The sequence below is a fragment of the Bifidobacterium moraviense genome, from assembly GCF_012932365.1.
Taxonomy (GTDB): Bacteria; Actinomycetota; Actinomycetes; order Actinomycetales; family Bifidobacteriaceae; genus Bifidobacterium; species Bifidobacterium moraviense.
On the sequence record NZ_JAAIIH010000021.1, the window covers coordinates 1 to 14,380 of the forward strand.

At 66.0% G+C, this 14,380-nt stretch carries 9 protein-coding genes; 3 read left to right on the forward strand and 6 right to left on the reverse strand.

Annotation, left to right across the window (positions count from 1 at the left end):
* The first annotated feature begins 557 nt into the window (after nt 1-557).
* Nucleotides 558-1,313 carry an SIR2 family NAD-dependent protein deacylase gene (locus tag G1C96_RS09440; RefSeq protein ID WP_169276348.1) on the forward strand — a complete coding sequence of 252 codons (756 nt, stop codon included), beginning with the start codon at nt 558-560 and terminating at the stop codon, nt 1,311-1,313.
* Nucleotides 1,314-1,479: 166 nt separating this feature from the next.
* Here the strand turns inward: G1C96_RS09440 and ilvA are convergent, their stop codons facing one another.
* The 5 genes from ilvA to G1C96_RS09465 form a co-directional block, all read right to left on the reverse strand.
* Nucleotides 1,480-2,745, reverse strand: a complete 1,266-nt coding sequence (gene ilvA, locus G1C96_RS09445) for a threonine ammonia-lyase (protein WP_169276349.1) — start codon at nt 2,743-2,745, stop codon at nt 1,480-1,482.
* Between the two features lie 419 nt (nt 2,746-3,164).
* Nucleotides 3,165-5,057, reverse strand: coding sequence for a glycoside hydrolase family 13 protein (locus G1C96_RS09450; protein WP_169276350.1), 1,893 nt, complete (start codon nt 5,055-5,057; stop codon nt 3,165-3,167).
* 507 nt (nt 5,058-5,564) lie between these two features.
* Nucleotides 5,565-7,976 carry an alpha-galactosidase gene (locus tag G1C96_RS09455; RefSeq protein WP_169276351.1) on the reverse strand — a complete coding sequence of 804 codons (2,412 nt, stop codon included), beginning with the start codon at nt 7,974-7,976 and terminating at the stop codon, nt 5,565-5,567.
* 256 nt (nt 7,977-8,232) lie between these two features.
* Nucleotides 8,233-8,682 (reverse strand): nucleoside deaminase, encoded by a 450-nt coding sequence (locus tag G1C96_RS09460; protein ID WP_169276368.1) that lies wholly within the window; start codon nt 8,680-8,682, stop codon nt 8,233-8,235.
* Nucleotides 8,683-9,479: 797 nt separating this feature from the next.
* Nucleotides 9,480-11,933 carry a glycogen/starch/alpha-glucan phosphorylase gene (locus G1C96_RS09465; protein ID WP_169276352.1) on the reverse strand — a complete coding sequence of 818 codons (2,454 nt, stop codon included), beginning with the start codon at nt 11,931-11,933 and terminating at the stop codon, nt 9,480-9,482.
* Nucleotides 11,934-12,252: 319 nt separating this feature from the next.
* Between G1C96_RS09465 and G1C96_RS09470 the strand changes: the two genes are divergently transcribed.
* On the forward strand, nt 12,253-12,672 hold the full coding sequence (locus G1C96_RS09470) for a sterol carrier family protein (RefSeq protein WP_169276353.1): 420 nt from the start codon (nt 12,253-12,255) through the stop codon (nt 12,670-12,672).
* A 37-nt stretch (nt 12,673-12,709) separates the two neighbouring features.
* On the opposite strand, the gene G1C96_RS09475 is transcribed toward G1C96_RS09470, so the two are convergent.
* Nucleotides 12,710-13,096: a DUF3073 domain-containing protein gene (locus tag G1C96_RS09475; protein WP_169276354.1), complete on the reverse strand. Its 387-nt coding sequence runs from the start codon at nt 13,094-13,096 to the stop codon at nt 12,710-12,712.
* Nucleotides 13,097-13,236: 140 nt separating this feature from the next.
* Between G1C96_RS09475 and trpS the strand changes: the two genes are divergently transcribed.
* Nucleotides 13,237-14,337, forward strand: a complete 1,101-nt coding sequence (trpS, locus tag G1C96_RS09480) for a tryptophan--tRNA ligase (protein ID WP_169276355.1) — start codon at nt 13,237-13,239, stop codon at nt 14,335-14,337.
* Nucleotides 14,338-14,380: the final 43 nt, after the last annotated feature.

Consider the following 14,380-nt stretch of genomic DNA (forward strand, 5'->3'; position numbering starts at 1 on the left):
TCCACAAAAAAACTTGCAAAGACATCCGAATAGATGACTCTTCAAACTAATTGACGAGACGTCCTATAAGGAAGGACGTCCACACAAAAACCTCACTCCCCGTTAGGCCCTCCCGGGCACCCCAGGCCGAAACGACCCGAGGCGGGAAATGAACTGGCAATCATATGAAAATGACAACTTGCATAAAGAAGTAGTACAAACACGCTCTTGAGTTCTCAAACCACCACACCAGCCCAACCTCGACCCCCGGAACCCGGGAACCACTCGCTGAGCGGCAGCAAGAGATAAACATACACGACAACCAACACACACGCAAACCGGCAGGCACGTAGGAAGCGGAAACCGTTGAAAACAAACGGTTCCCTCGGCGTGTCGCAAACGCGCGAATCACGCCCGTCGGCCCCGATCCCGGCATCATCCACGCGAAATCGTCCGTGATTTCATTGTCCCACCGGAGTGTCGCCGCCGTGTTACGGCGCAGCTGAACAGTCGGTGACATCTTGGCGATGGCGCCCCGCGCTCACCATGCGCCAACACGAACGTGGTAAGACGGCGGTATGAGCAAACACATCGCAGTACTGACCGGCGCCGGCATCTCCACCTCCGCTGGCATCCCCGACTTCCGCGGCCCCGACGGCGTCTGGACCAAGCACCCCGATCAGATGAGCGTCTACGACATCGACGCCTTCCTGCACGACAAGGAGGCGCGCGAATACTCATGGCGCTGGCAGAAGGAATCGCCCGTGTGGAACGCGCAGCCCGGCGTGGCGCACAAGGCGCTGGTCGATCTGGAGCGCGCCGGCATGCTCACGCTGCTGGCCACGCAGAACTTCGACGCGCTGCACGAGAAGGCCGGCAACAGCGCCGACGTCATCGTCAACCTGCACGGCACCATCGGCACGTCGCACTGCATGAGCTGCCACGCGAAGTACGACACCGCGGACATCATGGCGCATCTGGACGAGGAACCGGACCCGCACTGCCATCGGACGCTGAAGTACAAGGGCGACATGCCGTGCAACGGCCTGATCAAGACCGACGTGGTGTACTTCGGCGAGATGCTGCCCGACGGCGCGATGGAGAAGTCGATGGCTCGCGTGGCCAAGGCCGACGAGTTCTGGGTGATCGGCTCCACGCTCGAGGTGTTCCCCGCGGCGAGCCTCGTGCCGTGCGCCGCGCAGGCGGGCGTGCCGATCACCATCATGAACATGGGACGCACGCAGTACGATCGCCTCGCCACGCGCCTCATCCACGAAGACATCGCGGTGGCACTGCCGCAGCTCGTCAGGGAGACGATCGCCGCGGAACAGTGACCTGAGCGGCGTGGGCGGCGGCGCGTTCACTGGTCATCCTGAGCGTCAGCGAAGGATCCTTCGCTGACGCTCAGGATGACTAGAGGAAACGCTCAGGATGACCGCAATGGAGGCCGCCCGAATGACGACGGGGCACCCGGTACGGCGATGCAGGAGACGCCGAGCCTCAGTAGATGCGCTTGGGCTGGAAGCCCTCGGCGCGCAGGGCCGCGAGGATGCGGTCGATGTGGTCGGGGCCGTTGGTCTCCACCGTGACGCCGAGCGACACCGCATTGGTGTAGTGCCCGGACGCCTTGAACTGGTCGTGGTCGAGCGCGATGACGTTGGCGCGTTCGCGGGCGAGCAGCGACGCGACCTTGACGAGCTGGCCCGGGGTGTCCGGCAGCTCGACCTCGAAGTTCATGATGCGGCCGCGGGCGATCATGCCCTTCTGGATCACCGCACCCATGGTCACCGTATCGATGTTGCCGCCGGACATGATCGGCACCACCACGTGCGGCCCCTGCGCCGCCGCGAACTTGCGCGAACGCAGGTTGAGGTGCTCCAGCGCCGCAAGCGACACCGCGCCGGCGGCCTCCACCACGAGCTTGTGCTTCTCCAGCATGAGCAGGATCATCTCGTTGATGTCGCGCTCGGTGACGGTGACGAGATCGTCCAGGAACTCGTTGAGCAGGGCGTACGGCAGATCGCCCGGATGCTTGACGGCCACGCCCTCGGCGGAGGTGACCACCTGGTCGGCCTCCACCACGCGATGCGCGGCGAACGAGTTCTTCCACGCGGGGGAGCCCTCGGGGATGGCGCCGATCACGCGCACGTCCGGCTTGAACGTCTTGATGGCGAGCGCCACGCCCGCGCCCAGACCGCCTCCGCCCAGCGGAACCACCACGTCGGTGACGTTCGGCACGTCCTCAAGGATTTCCAGACCGATGGTGCCCTGGCCGCAGATGACCTCGTAGTCGTCGAACGGCGGCACGAAGATCATGCCCTGAGTGTCGGCGAGCTCCTGCGCGTGCGCCGCGGCCTCGTCGAACACGTCGCCGTACAGCACCACGTCGGCGCCATACGCCTTGGTGGCGTCCACCTTGAGCGGGGGAGTGATCTGCGGCATGCAGATCGTCGCCTTGGCGCCGCGCTCACGCGCCGCATAGGCGACGCCCTGCGCGTGGTTGCCGGCGGATGCGGTGACGATGCCGCGCGCCAGCTCCTCGTCCGTGAGCGAGGCGATCTTGTTGTAGGCGCCGCGGATCTTGAACGATCCGGTGACCTGCAGGTTCTCCGGCTTGAGCAGCACCTCGTGCCCGGTCATCTCGGACAGGGCGGGGGAGGGGATGATCCGCGTGTGGCGGGCGGTGCCCTTGAGTCGCTGCGCTGCGAGCTTCAATTCGGCGGCGTGGTCGCGCTGGAGGGCCTTGAGTACGTCTTTCTGTTCCATGCGGGCCATTGTAGGCGTCGGCGGGGTGGGGGCCGCGCCGGCGTCCATTGCGCGGGAAGGCGTCGTGCGCGACGGCGCGGCCGCGGCGGGCCGGGCAGCGTCAGCCCCTCCCTGTCATCCTGAGCGAGCCAGTCCCTCCTCGTCATCCAGGCCACGCCAACCCTCCCCGTCATCCAGGCCGCGCCCGCCCTTTTCTGTCATCCTGAGCGAGCCAGCCCCTTTCTGTCATCCTGAGCGAGCGCAGCGAGTCGAAGGATCTTTGCATTGCGCGTGTCAAGGATCCTTCGACTCGCTGCGCTCGCTCAGGATGACGAAAGGGAGGGCACTCGCCCGGGACGAAAGGGAGAACGCTTGCTCAGGATGACGCAGGAGGGCACTCGCCCGGGATGACGAGTATGGGCGTCGGCCGGGTCGGATGCCTACAGTCGTACGACGAAACCCTGCCAGGGCGCAAGGCGACCGGCGGCGAGCGCGGTCACGGCGTCGGCGTCGGAGCCCGTGGCGATGAGCACGCGCGACGCGTCCACGTCATCGTCCCGCAGCAGCGCGACGGCGTCCGCGGGCAGATCGGCGGATTCGCCAGACAGGTTCACCACGGTCAGCAGACGGCGCGCGCATCCGGCTGCAGCCGCATCGTCGCCCGCGTCGCCCGCATTGTCGATAGCGTCATCTGCACCGACGTCGTTCAGCGACCGTGTGAAGGCGTAGACCCGCGGATCGTCCTGCGCGAGCAGCGTCCAGTCGCCGGCCGCGACCACGGGCTGCTCGTGGCGCAGCGCGATGAGCCGCTTGTAGAACGCGTGCACCGAGTCGGGATCGTGCGCCTGGGCGGCGGCGTTGATCGCCGTGTGGTTCGGGTTGACCGCGATCCACGGCTCGACGGGCGCATCCGGCGCGGTGAATCCGGCGAAGCGCGAATCGTCCCACTGCATGGGCGTGCGCGCGTTGTCGCGGCTGCGCGCGGCAAGTCCCGCCATCATCGACTCGGGGGACTGCACGTGCGCTTCCTCGACGCGCTGCCGGTACGCGTTGAGCGATTCGAGGTCGCGGTACTGGTCAAGGCTGGTGAAGTAGGCGTTGGTCATGCCCAGTTCCTCGCCCTGATAGATGTACGGCGTGCCGCGATGCAGGTGCAGCATGAGCGCGAGCGCCTTGGCGGACGCGACGCGCAGCGCTTCCGTGGAGTCGTCGCCCCAGCGTGAGACGACGCGCGGCTGGTCGTGGTTGCCGGTGAACAGGGCGGTCCAGCCGCGGTCTTCCACGGCGCGCTCGTAGCTGGCGAAGATGCGCTTGAGTCCGGGCAGGTCGAGCGGCAGCGGCTTCCATTTGACGCCGTCGCAGTCGAAATCCACGTGTTCGAACAGGAACAGCATGTCGAGTTCGCCGTTGGCGGGGTCCGTGATGTGTTCGTTGCGTTCGGCGCTGATGCCGGGCGCTTCGCCCACGGTGAGGAAGCCGGAGCGCTGGGCGAAGACCTCGCGGTGCATTTCGGCGAGGAATTCGTCTTGACGCGGGCCGTCCGCGCAGAACGGGTTCGGATTGGAGTAGCCTTCCTCGCCCACGGGCAGGTCGGCGATCTGCGAGCCGTCCTCGCCGGGGAGCTTGCCGTTCTCGTCCGTGCGCTTGGAGATCAGGGTGATCACGTCCATGCGGAAGCCGTCGATGCCGCGATCGAGCCACCAGTTCATCATGTCGTACACGGCGCGACGCACGGCGGGGTTCTCCCAGTTGAGGTCCGGCTGCTTGCGGGAGAACTGGTGCAGATAGTATTCGCCGCGCTGCGGATCGTACTGCCATGCGGACCCGCCGAAGTAGGAGCCCCAGCGGTTCGGTTCGGCGCCGGGCGTGCCGGGTTCGTGGCCGGGACGGGCGGGGCGCCACCAGTACCAGTCGGCGTGGGGATCGTCGGGGTTGCGCGAGGCCTGGAACCATGCGTGTTCGTCGGACGTGTGGTTGACGACGAGGTCCATGACGATCTTGATGCCGCGCCGATGCGCTTCGGCGATGAGTTCGTCCATGTCCGCGAGCGTGCCGAAGAGGGGATCGATGTCCTGATAGTCGGCGATGTCGTAGCCGTTGTCGTCCTGAGGGGACTTGTAGACCGGGCTCAGCCACAGCACGTCCACGCCGAGGTCGGCGAGGTAGTCAAGACGCGACGTGATGCCCTTGAGGTCGCCGAAGCCGTCGCCGTTGGTGTCCTGGAACGAGCGCGGATAGATCTGGTAGACCACGGCATTGGCCCACCACGGGTTCGGCGTTGCGCCGTTGGTGCGGATGGAGTCGGGGAGGGGCGTTCGCTGCTGGGTGGTCATGGGAACTCCTTTGGTCTCGCTGCGGCCGCGGGCGATGCGGCGCTACACACAGTGTATCGAACCGGTTCGATATTGGGCGGTGGGCTGATGCGAAGACGATGGGCGCGAATCTGACTCGTTCATGTCTCCCGAGACGCCATCCTCGTCCCCATCCCGTCATCCTGAGATGACGCCCTCTTCATTCGTCATCCTGAGCAAGCCAGTCCCTTACCTTTGTCATCCTGAGCGAGCGCAGCGAGTCGAAGGATCTTTTCATTGCGTATGTCAAGGATCCTTCGACTCGCTGCGCTCGCTCAGGATGACGAGGAAAAAGGGACTGGCTCGCTCAGGATGCGAGGAAAGGACTGGTCCGCTCAGGATGACGGAAGGGAAACCGCTCGCCCGGTACCAGACGCGCCGTCATCCAACCACCCCTGGCGGAGCCGACTGACGCGCGCGGCTTCAAGGCGTACCGAGGGAAGACGTGCTGACGCACGTCGACCGAGGAACAACGCAGAAGACGCGCCGTCAGTCGGCGACGCCCTCGGCGACGACTTTGAAGAGGACCGCCTGCGCCGGATGCAGCGACGGCGGCCGGATGCCATACCGTGCGAGCGCTTCGCCGGTCATGAGCACGCCGTCGGCGGTCCACCAGCCAAGAGTGCTCTGCCCGTTGGCGATGCCGGACGGATCGGCGGCATCGGCGAGCGCGAGGCACGGGTCGAGCGGCGAGACGCGGTAGGTGCGCGCGGGATCCAATCCGGGAAGGCGCATGGGCGCTGCCGGGTAGGTCTGCCCGGTGGTGAGCTGGGTGAAGCGGTAGATGGCGGCGTCGCGCGACGGCATGACGAGACCGTCGAGACGCGTGGACGGATCGGTGGAGTCGCTGTGCACGCATGTGTCGATGGCGAACCAGTCGCGATGCTTCTTGAATTCGGCGATCCACACGGCGAGTTCGGCGACGGCATCGTCCGGTTCCTTGAGCAGGTTCCATTCGACGCCCATGTGTCCGAGGAACGCCATGGCCATGCGCAGTTCCTGGCTGGTGGCGCGATGCGTGGAGTGGGCGGGGGATGCGCCGACGTGTTCGCCGATCATTGCGGAAGGCACGAGCAAGGACGTGTAGCGCTGGATGTCGGCGCGTTCGACGGGGTCGACGCAGTCGGATGCCCAGATGCGGCTGGCGTATTCGAGGATGCCGAGGTCGACGCGTCCGCCGCCGGACGAGCAGCTTTCGATTTCCAGTCCGGGATGGTTGCGGATGAGCTCGCGGAAGATGCGGTAGACGGCCTCGGTCTGCGCGTGCACGGCCGGGCGCCCGGTGCGCGGGGACACGGCTTCGGTGACGAGCTTGTTGTGGTCCCACTTGATGTAGTCGATGCCCAGTTTGCCGGTGAGCGTGTCCATCGCGTCGAGAATGTAGGCGAACGCGTCCGGGTTGGTGAGGTCGAGCACCTGCTGGCTGCGGCCCTGCATGGGCAGACGACCCGGCGCAGGCGCGAGGATCCAGTCGGGGTGGGCGCGGGCGACGTCGGAATCGGGGTTGACCATCTCCGGCTCGAACCACAGGCCGAACTGCATGCCGAGGCCGTGCACGGTGTCGGCGAGCGCCTTGAGGGACTTGGGACCATCGGGCCACACGTCCTGCGCGATCTGCCAGTCGCCCAGACCGGAGGTGTCGTCGCGGCGGGATCCGAACCATCCGTCATCCACGACGAACCGTTCAACGCCCGTGGCGGCGGCCTTGGCGGCCAGCGCCTTCAACGTGTCGAAATCATGCTGGAAGTACACGGCCTCCCACGTGTTGAGCAGCACCGGGCGTCCGTGCGCGAACAGGCGCGGATGGCGCGATCGCACATACTCGTGGAAGCGCGCGGCGACCTCGTTGAGACCGTCGCCGAAGGAACCGTAGACCCACGGGGTTTCGTAGGACTCCGCGCCCGCGCCGGGAAGCGTGATCTCGCCGCCGAACAGCGCTTCGCCGCCGCCGATGATGCCCTGCGTGTACGGCAGTCGTTCGGCGGACAGCTCCGCGTTGCCGCTCCACGCCACATGCACCGCATACGCCTCGCCATGCGTGAAATCGAAGCCCGGCACGCCTGCGGTGAGCAGCAGGCTGGCGTCGAAGTCGGGGCGTCCGGCGAGCTGCGGCTTGGCGAATCGTCCCACGGTGAACGGCTGACGCTGCGGGGAGCGTTCGCGCAGATGATGGCCGGTGGCGGTGAGGATTTCGGTGGCCGTGGCGGGCACGGGGAAGCCGAGCTCCACCTTGCCGACCTCCAGAGTCGCATGATCGGCGCCGAACAGGTTGCGAATCGCCGCCTGCTGCCGCACCAGGCCTCCGGCGACGATCTGCGCGTGCCACTCAAGGCCGACGCCCAGCTCCGCATCCTCGGCGTGCACGATGACGCCGGGCACGCGGGACGGGCCGGTGGTGCGCGTGCGGCCGGTCACGTCGGCAATGTCTTCGGGGCCGGACTGGGGATCGAAGTCCACGGTGGCGGGAACGAGACCGGCCGTGTCGCCCGTATCGATGCCTGTGACCGTGAACTTAGGGAAGAGCTCGACGCCGCCGCGACGGACCACGAGCCGCGGCTCGCCGATCCAGCTTTCTGCCTGCGTGGGCAGCACGGACGGCCACGGGGTGTCGTCCAGCGCGCCGGACACGCGCTGCGGCCTGAGCGCATCGTAGGAGGCGAGCAGCGTGCCGGGCGCGCTGAGCCGACGACCCCAGTGCACGATGCGCGGCAGTTCGCTGCCGTGGAACACCAGTCCGAGCGCGGCGTCCGTCTGCGCATCGGCGAGGTACACGGCGGTGATGGGCGAGCCGTCGTACGCGACGCCGTCGTACCGGAGCGCGGTGCCGTCGGGCGCGGACGGCGCAGTGGGGGATGAAGATGCAGGAGAGGCGGATGTCTTGGAGTCGGAGAAGTCGGTCATGTGAGCTCCTTTGGTCGTGAACAACGACATGCCCAGTGTATGAAACCGATTCGATATGTGCGGGTGTGCGTGGAGCGCAATGGCGGATGGGCGCAGAGACGGAGAATCGCCCTCGCACCGCGAGCCACGCGCAATGCCAGCTCGCAATGCCCGCTCATGCGACTCGTTCGTTCCAAGCTGCGACGCAGGGCGCACAACTTGGAACGAATAGGCTGCGATCAGCTGATCAGCCGCGATCAGCCGTGACCAGCCGCGCTCAGCGTCGGGATGCGAAGAAGTCGGCCAGCACCTGTGCGCAGCGCGCTTCCAGCACGCCGCCGTACACCTCCGGCGTGTGTCCGACGTGCGGGTCGCGCGGGATGTCCCACACCGATCCGCACGCGCCGAGCTTGGCATCCCATGCGCCGAAGACGATGCGCCCGATGCGCGTCTGCAGGCAGGCGCCGGCGCACATGGGACACGGTTCCAACGTCACCACAAGCGTGCAGTCGGCAAGATTCCAGTCGCCGCGCGATTCCGCGGCTTCGCGCATGGCGATGATCTCCGCATGCGCGAGCGGGTCGCCGTGCGCCTCCCGCGTGTTGAAGCCGCGGCCGATGACGCCGCCGTCCGGCCCCAGCACGAGCGCTCCGACCGGCACGTCGCCGGCGTGCGCGGCGCGAACGGCCAGATCGAGCGCGGCCTGCATGGCTTCAACGTTGTTCATCATGACAGTCACGGTAGCACCGGGCAGGTGCGGGCCCTCCGCACGGCCCATGACCGACGCGGGCTCGGAAGGGACCGGGCGGAGCCTGCCGTTTCCCCTCCGGGATGCACGATTTCGGGCCGAGACCAGAGATAACGGGGGATATCTGCGGAGTCAGGGGTAGATTCCGGACCGTGCAGGCAGATATCTGCAGAGTCAGGGTGCCTTGGCAGGGGAGAACCGGATAGGCATCCACGGTTTTCCGCGGAATCGCAATGCCGGGTATCGGCCTTGTCCGGCGAGAAGTACCCCTGACTCCGCAGATACCTTCGCGCAACGGCCGAAATCTACCCCTGACTCCGCAGATATCCCCCAAATGCCGGCGGCATAGGCCTGCCGCGAGCCGAAAGCAGCGAGCAGAAAAACGCCGAGGGGCGCCGGCAGGCCATATCGAACCTGCCGGCGCCCCTCAATGTCGGGCCAGCGTCTCGAGCGCTCCGTTATCGCGCGCGAAGCGAGTCGACTGACGCGCGTGGAGACCGCCGTCCGAAGGCGAAGGCGTACGAGGGTACGTTGAGCCTGAGGAAAGGCGGTATACGCGCCGTCAGTCGGCGAGCTTGCTGGGCTGATCATGCGTGCGTCCTCTAGGCGCGGGAGACGACGGCGTACGAGGGTACGTCAAGTCTCCCGCAACGACGAGGACGCTCCATGATCAGACCAGCGGAGCGAGCGAGATAACGCGTGTGTCCGCAAGGCGCACCGAGGGAAGACGTACGAGGGTACGTCGACCGAGGAGCAACGCCGCGGACACTCCGTTATCACGCGAGCGGACCGGTGTGCCAGATGTTGTCGAGATAATCCTGGATCGCGCGATCGGAGCTGAAGTAGCCGGTGCGGGCCACGTTGAGCAGGGCCTTGCGGTTCCACTCGAGCGGATCGCGGTAGAGGGCTTCGATGTCGGACTGGATGTCGCAGTAGGCGGTGAAGTCCGCGAGGGTCATGAACCAGTCCTTGGTGAGCCAGTCGGCGACGAGCGGCGCGTAGGTGTTGCGGTCGCCGTTGGAGAAGGTGCCGTCAGCGACCATGTCGATGGCGGCCTTCAGGCGAGGATCGCGCTCGTAGTAGACGGCCGGGTGGTAGCCCTGGGCGTAGAGGGCGTCGACCTCGTCGACGGTCATGCCGAAGAGGAAGAAGTTCTCGGCGCCGACGCGTTCGCGGATCTCGACGTTCGCGCCGTCGAGGGTGCCGACGGTGAGGGCGCCGTTGAGGGCGAACTTCATGTTGCCGGTACCGGACGCCTCCTTGCCGGCCTGCGAGATCTGCTCGTCGAGCTCGGTGGCGGGGATGAGGTGCTGGGCGAGGCGGACGTTGTAGTTCCACGGGTAGTAGACGTGGAGCTTGCCCTTGATGTCCGGGTCGTTGTTGACGACGCGGGCGACGTTGTTGATGAGCTGGATGGTCATCTTGGCCAGGTAGTAGCCGGGGGCGGACTTGGCGCCGAAGATGACGGTGCGGGGGAGCACGTCGTCGACGGAGACCTTGCCGGACTTGATGTCGGCGTACTTGGCGATGAGGGCGAGGATCTTGAGGCTCTGGCGCTTGTACTCGTGCAGGCGCTTGATCATCGAGTTGAACATGGTGTTCGGGTCGAGATCGAAGCCGAACTCGCGCTTGGCGTAGGCGGCGAAGTCCTCCTTGTTGGCCTGCTTGACGGCGGCGAACTTCTTGACGAATTCGTCGTCCTTGGCGAGCGGCTCGAGGCCCTGCAGCAGGTCGAGGTCGCTGAGCCACTTGTCGGTGCCGAGGCCTTCGGTGATGAGGGCGCTCAGGCGCGGGTTGGCGAGGCGGATGAAGCGACGCGGGGTGACGCCGTTGGTGACGTTGGAGAACTTGTCCGGGTAGAGGTCGGAGAAGTCGCGCAGCGTGACGTCCTTGAGGAGCTGGGAGTGCAGCTCGGCGACGCCGTTGACGTGGGAGCCGCCGGCCGTGGCGAGGTACGCCATGCGGACCTTCGGGTTCTCCTCGTTGGTGACGATGCGCATGCGCTCGATCTTGTCCTTGTCGCGGGTCTTGCCCTTGAGCTCTTCGAGGAAGTGGTCGTTGATCTCGTTGATGATCTCAAGGTGGCGCGGCAGCAGCTCGCCGATGAGGTCGGCGGGCCAGACTTCCAGGGCCTCCGGCAGCAGCGTGTGGCAGGTGTAGTTGAAGGTCTTGGTGGTGATGTCCCACGCGGTGTTCCAGTCGTAGCCGTACTCGTCGATGAGGACGCGCATGAGCTCCGGGATGCCGATGACCGGGTGGGTGTCGTTGAGCTGGAAGGTGATCTTGTCCGGCAGCGTGGTGAGGTCCGGGTCGCTCTGGCCGGGGTAGAACACGCGGATGACGTCCTGGATGGACGCGGCGGTGAAGAAGTACTGCTGCTCGAGGCGCAGACGCTTGCCCTGCGGGGTGGAGTCCTCCGGGTAGAGGATCTTGGAGATGTTCTCGGCCTCGACCTTGGGCTTGACGGCGTCGAGGTACTCGGACTTGTTGAAGGTGAGCAGGTCGAACTCGTCGTAGGAGCGGGCGGACCACAGGCGCAGCGTGTCGACGCGGCCGGACTTGTAGCCGGGCACCATGTAGTCGACCGGAACGGCGCGCACGGACCATGCCGGCTTCCAGACCTTCTTGCCGTCCTCTTCGACGACTTCGCCGCCGAAGGAGACCTTCTGGGAACGGTTGTAGTCGACGTGGCCCCACGGCTCCTCGTTGGCGAGCCAGTATTCGGGGCGCTCGACCTGACGGCCCTGATCGTCGAACTCCTGACGGAAGATGCCGTAGCGGTACTGGATGCCGTAGCCGAACGCGGGCACGCCGAGGGAGGCGAGCGAGTCGACGTAGCAGGCGGCGAGACGGCCGAGGCCGCCGTTGCCGAGGGCCGGCTCGTACTCGGAGTCGACGACGTCCTGCGGGTCGAAGCCGAGGCCTTCGACCGCAGCGTCGAACTGGTCGAGCATGCCGGCGTTGAGCAGCGCGTTGCGCAGCTGCTTGCCGATGAGGAACTCGGCGGAGAAGTAGCCGACGGCCTTGGTGTTGCCGTTGACCATGTCCTGCTGGGTCTTGAACCAGGCGTCCTGCAGGTAGTGGCGGACGACGAGGGACGAGGCGACGTAGACGTCGGCGGGGGTGGCCTGCTCCGGGGTCACGCCCTGACCGTACTTGAGCTGCTCACGGATGCCTTCGGTGAACTCGGCGACCGTGACCGGCGACTTGGGTGCAGTGATTTCAGTCATGTGCTGACTCTCTTTCCTTGCATGAGTTTCCAAGGTTCATTATGCCCTGTTCGAAGTACCTATAGGCAACATCGGCATGAACGCTGCGTTACGTTCAGCAAACATATGCATAACTTTATCTACGATGATACATGCGAACGCCTGCAACACGCCATTCTCAAGAATGAAAACGTTGTCATTCCCGTAGGATGCACACGCGATGCTTACGTACTACGCTAGCGCATCCGCACGCCAAACGCCGCCGCGTCCGCCGCCCGGACCGCCATGGGCGCACCCCGCGGCGTTGACGCGGACGCCATGCCGTCCCACAATGGCAGGCATGGCAGTACTGAGGCAACAGGACATCGACAGGGCGCGCGACGCATGGCGGCAGTGGTGCGAGGCGGCGGACGCACTGGTGGCGGCCGGCGACGGGCGGCTCACGCTCAGGCTCACGGTCAACCCCGACCTGCCGCGCACGGTGTGGGCGATGGCCGTGCGCTACACGCTGTTCCTGCTGGAGCGGCGCGCGCCGGGCGAGGGCGTGGAGGTGCGCGTGGCGCCGTGGGGCGCGATCAAGATCCTCGAAGGCCCGGCGTCCGATCCGCACAACCTCACGCCGCCGGACGTGATCGAACTCGATCCGGACGTGTGGCTGCGGCTCGCCGCGGGCATCACGGCATGGGACGAGGAGAAGAACGCGGGACGCATCACCGCCGTGGGCGAACGCGACGACCTGAGCGAACTGCTGCCGCTGTGATCATGGCGCTGCTGCGATAATGCCGCAATGCCGCCGCTCAGGCCTTCCTGGGCTTGAGCGCGCTCGGCATGGGCATGGGGATGGGCTTGTGCGGCTTCGGCACGGCCTTCACCACCGGAATCTCACCGCTCGTCGCCTTCGCGGCGGCCTCGGCGGCCCACTTGGCGTACTCGTCCAGATCGTCCTCGCTCTGCGCGGCCGCGGGAGCGCCCTGCGCGGCGCCGTCGGCGACGGAAGCGGCAACGGAAGCGTGATCGGCGTGGGAGTCGGCCTCCTCGACGTCGGCGAACGGATCGAACGAGCCGGTACCCACCTCCTGCGAGCTCAGCTCCTTGGCCAGCTCGTCGTAGTCGGTATCCGTTGTCAGGTACTTGAGCTTACGGGCTATTTTCTGCTGCTTTGCCTTCTGACGTCCGCGACCCATGTGTGATCCCCTGACTTACGATTCTCGAGTTTCGATCAATTCATCACAGAAGAGAATACCACTTGTTATGTTGTCGGCTTGGACTTTTACGATAAAAACGAATTTGCGTACCGTTTTCACACAACACAAGGGATGTGGCAATGACTGAAGAGCAGGGTGAGACGCAGCTGACCGCGGCCGGCAACGAAATGAGCGCGAGCTTCCTGGCGGCGAAGAAGCGCTCCGACGAGACGCTTGCGGCATTGGAGGCGAATCCGGGCAAGTTCACCATGCTCACCGGCGATCGCCCCACCGGCCGCCTGCACCTGGGCCACTACTTCGGCTCCATCAAGGAGCGCGTGGCCATGCAGAACCGCGGCGTGCACTCCAACATCATCATCGCCGACTACCAGGTGATCACCGACCGCGACACCACCGAGCACATCCAGGACAACGTGCTCAACCTCGTGCTCGACTACATGGCCGCCGGCATCGACCCGAAGCAGACCATGATCTACGCGCACTCCGCCGTGCCGGCCGAGAACCAGCTCATGCTGCCGTTCCTCTCGCTGGTCACCGAGGCCGAGCTGCACCGCAACCCCACCGTGAAGTCCGAGATGGAGGCGTCCGGCCACGCGCTCACCGGCCTGCTGCTCACCTACCCGGTGCATCAGGCGTGCGACATCCTGTTCTGCAAGGCCAACGTCGTGCCGATCGGCAAGGACAACCTGCCGCACATCGAGATCACGCGCACCATCGCGCGCCGCTTCAACGAGCGCTACGCCAAGAAGCACCCGGTGTTCCCGGAGCCGGCCGCGATCCTGTCCGACGCGCCGGAGATCCCGGGCCTCGACGGCCGCAAGATGAGCAAGTCGTACGGCAACTCGATCATGCTGGGCGCCACGGCCGAGGAGACCGCCAAGCTCATCAAGAAGAGCCCCACCGACTCCGAGCGCAAGATCACGTTCGATCCGATCGCCCGCCCGCAGGTGAGCGCCCTGCTCACCACCGCCGGTCTCGTCACCGGCCGCGACCCGAAGGACATCGCCGAGGAGATCGGCGACGCCGGCGCCGGCGCGCTGAAGAAGTACGTGATCGACTCCGTCAACGAGTTCCTGGCCCCGCATCGCGAGCGCCGCGCCGAGCTCGCCAAGGACATGGACACCATTCGCGACGTGCTGGAGGACGGCAACAAGCGCGCCAACGCGATCGCCGAGGAGACGCTCGACCAAGTGCGCGAGGCCATGGGCATGAAGTACTGAATCTGGCGAATCGCTGAGCCGCGCGCATGCATCACGCGCGACG

What these genes read in the sequence shown, in the direction of transcription:
- trpS (WP_169276355.1), top strand. Translation starts at nt 13,237, where the DNA reads ATGACTGAAGAGCAGGGTGAGACGCAGCTGACCGCGGCCGGCAACGAA.
- G1C96_RS09465 (WP_169276352.1), bottom strand. Translation starts at nt 11,933, where the DNA reads ATGACTGAAATCACTGCACCCAAGTCGCCGGTCACGGTCGCCGAGTTC.
- G1C96_RS09460 (WP_169276368.1), bottom strand. Translation starts at nt 8,682, where the DNA reads ATGAACAACGTTGAAGCCATGCAGGCCGCGCTCGATCTGGCCGTTCGC.
- ilvA (WP_169276349.1), bottom strand. Translation starts at nt 2,745, where the DNA reads ATGGAACAGAAAGACGTACTCAAGGCCCTCCAGCGCGACCACGCCGCC.
- G1C96_RS09455 (WP_169276351.1), bottom strand. Translation starts at nt 7,976, where the DNA reads ATGACCGACTTCTCCGACTCCAAGACATCCGCCTCTCCTGCATCTTCA.
- G1C96_RS09475 (WP_169276354.1), bottom strand. Translation starts at nt 13,096, where the DNA reads ATGGGTCGCGGACGTCAGAAGGCAAAGCAGCAGAAAATAGCCCGTAAG.
- G1C96_RS09470 (WP_169276353.1), top strand. Translation starts at nt 12,253, where the DNA reads ATGGCAGTACTGAGGCAACAGGACATCGACAGGGCGCGCGACGCATGG.
- G1C96_RS09440 (WP_169276348.1), top strand. Translation starts at nt 558, where the DNA reads ATGAGCAAACACATCGCAGTACTGACCGGCGCCGGCATCTCCACCTCC.
- G1C96_RS09450 (WP_169276350.1), bottom strand. Translation starts at nt 5,057, where the DNA reads ATGACCACCCAGCAGCGAACGCCCCTCCCCGACTCCATCCGCACCAAC.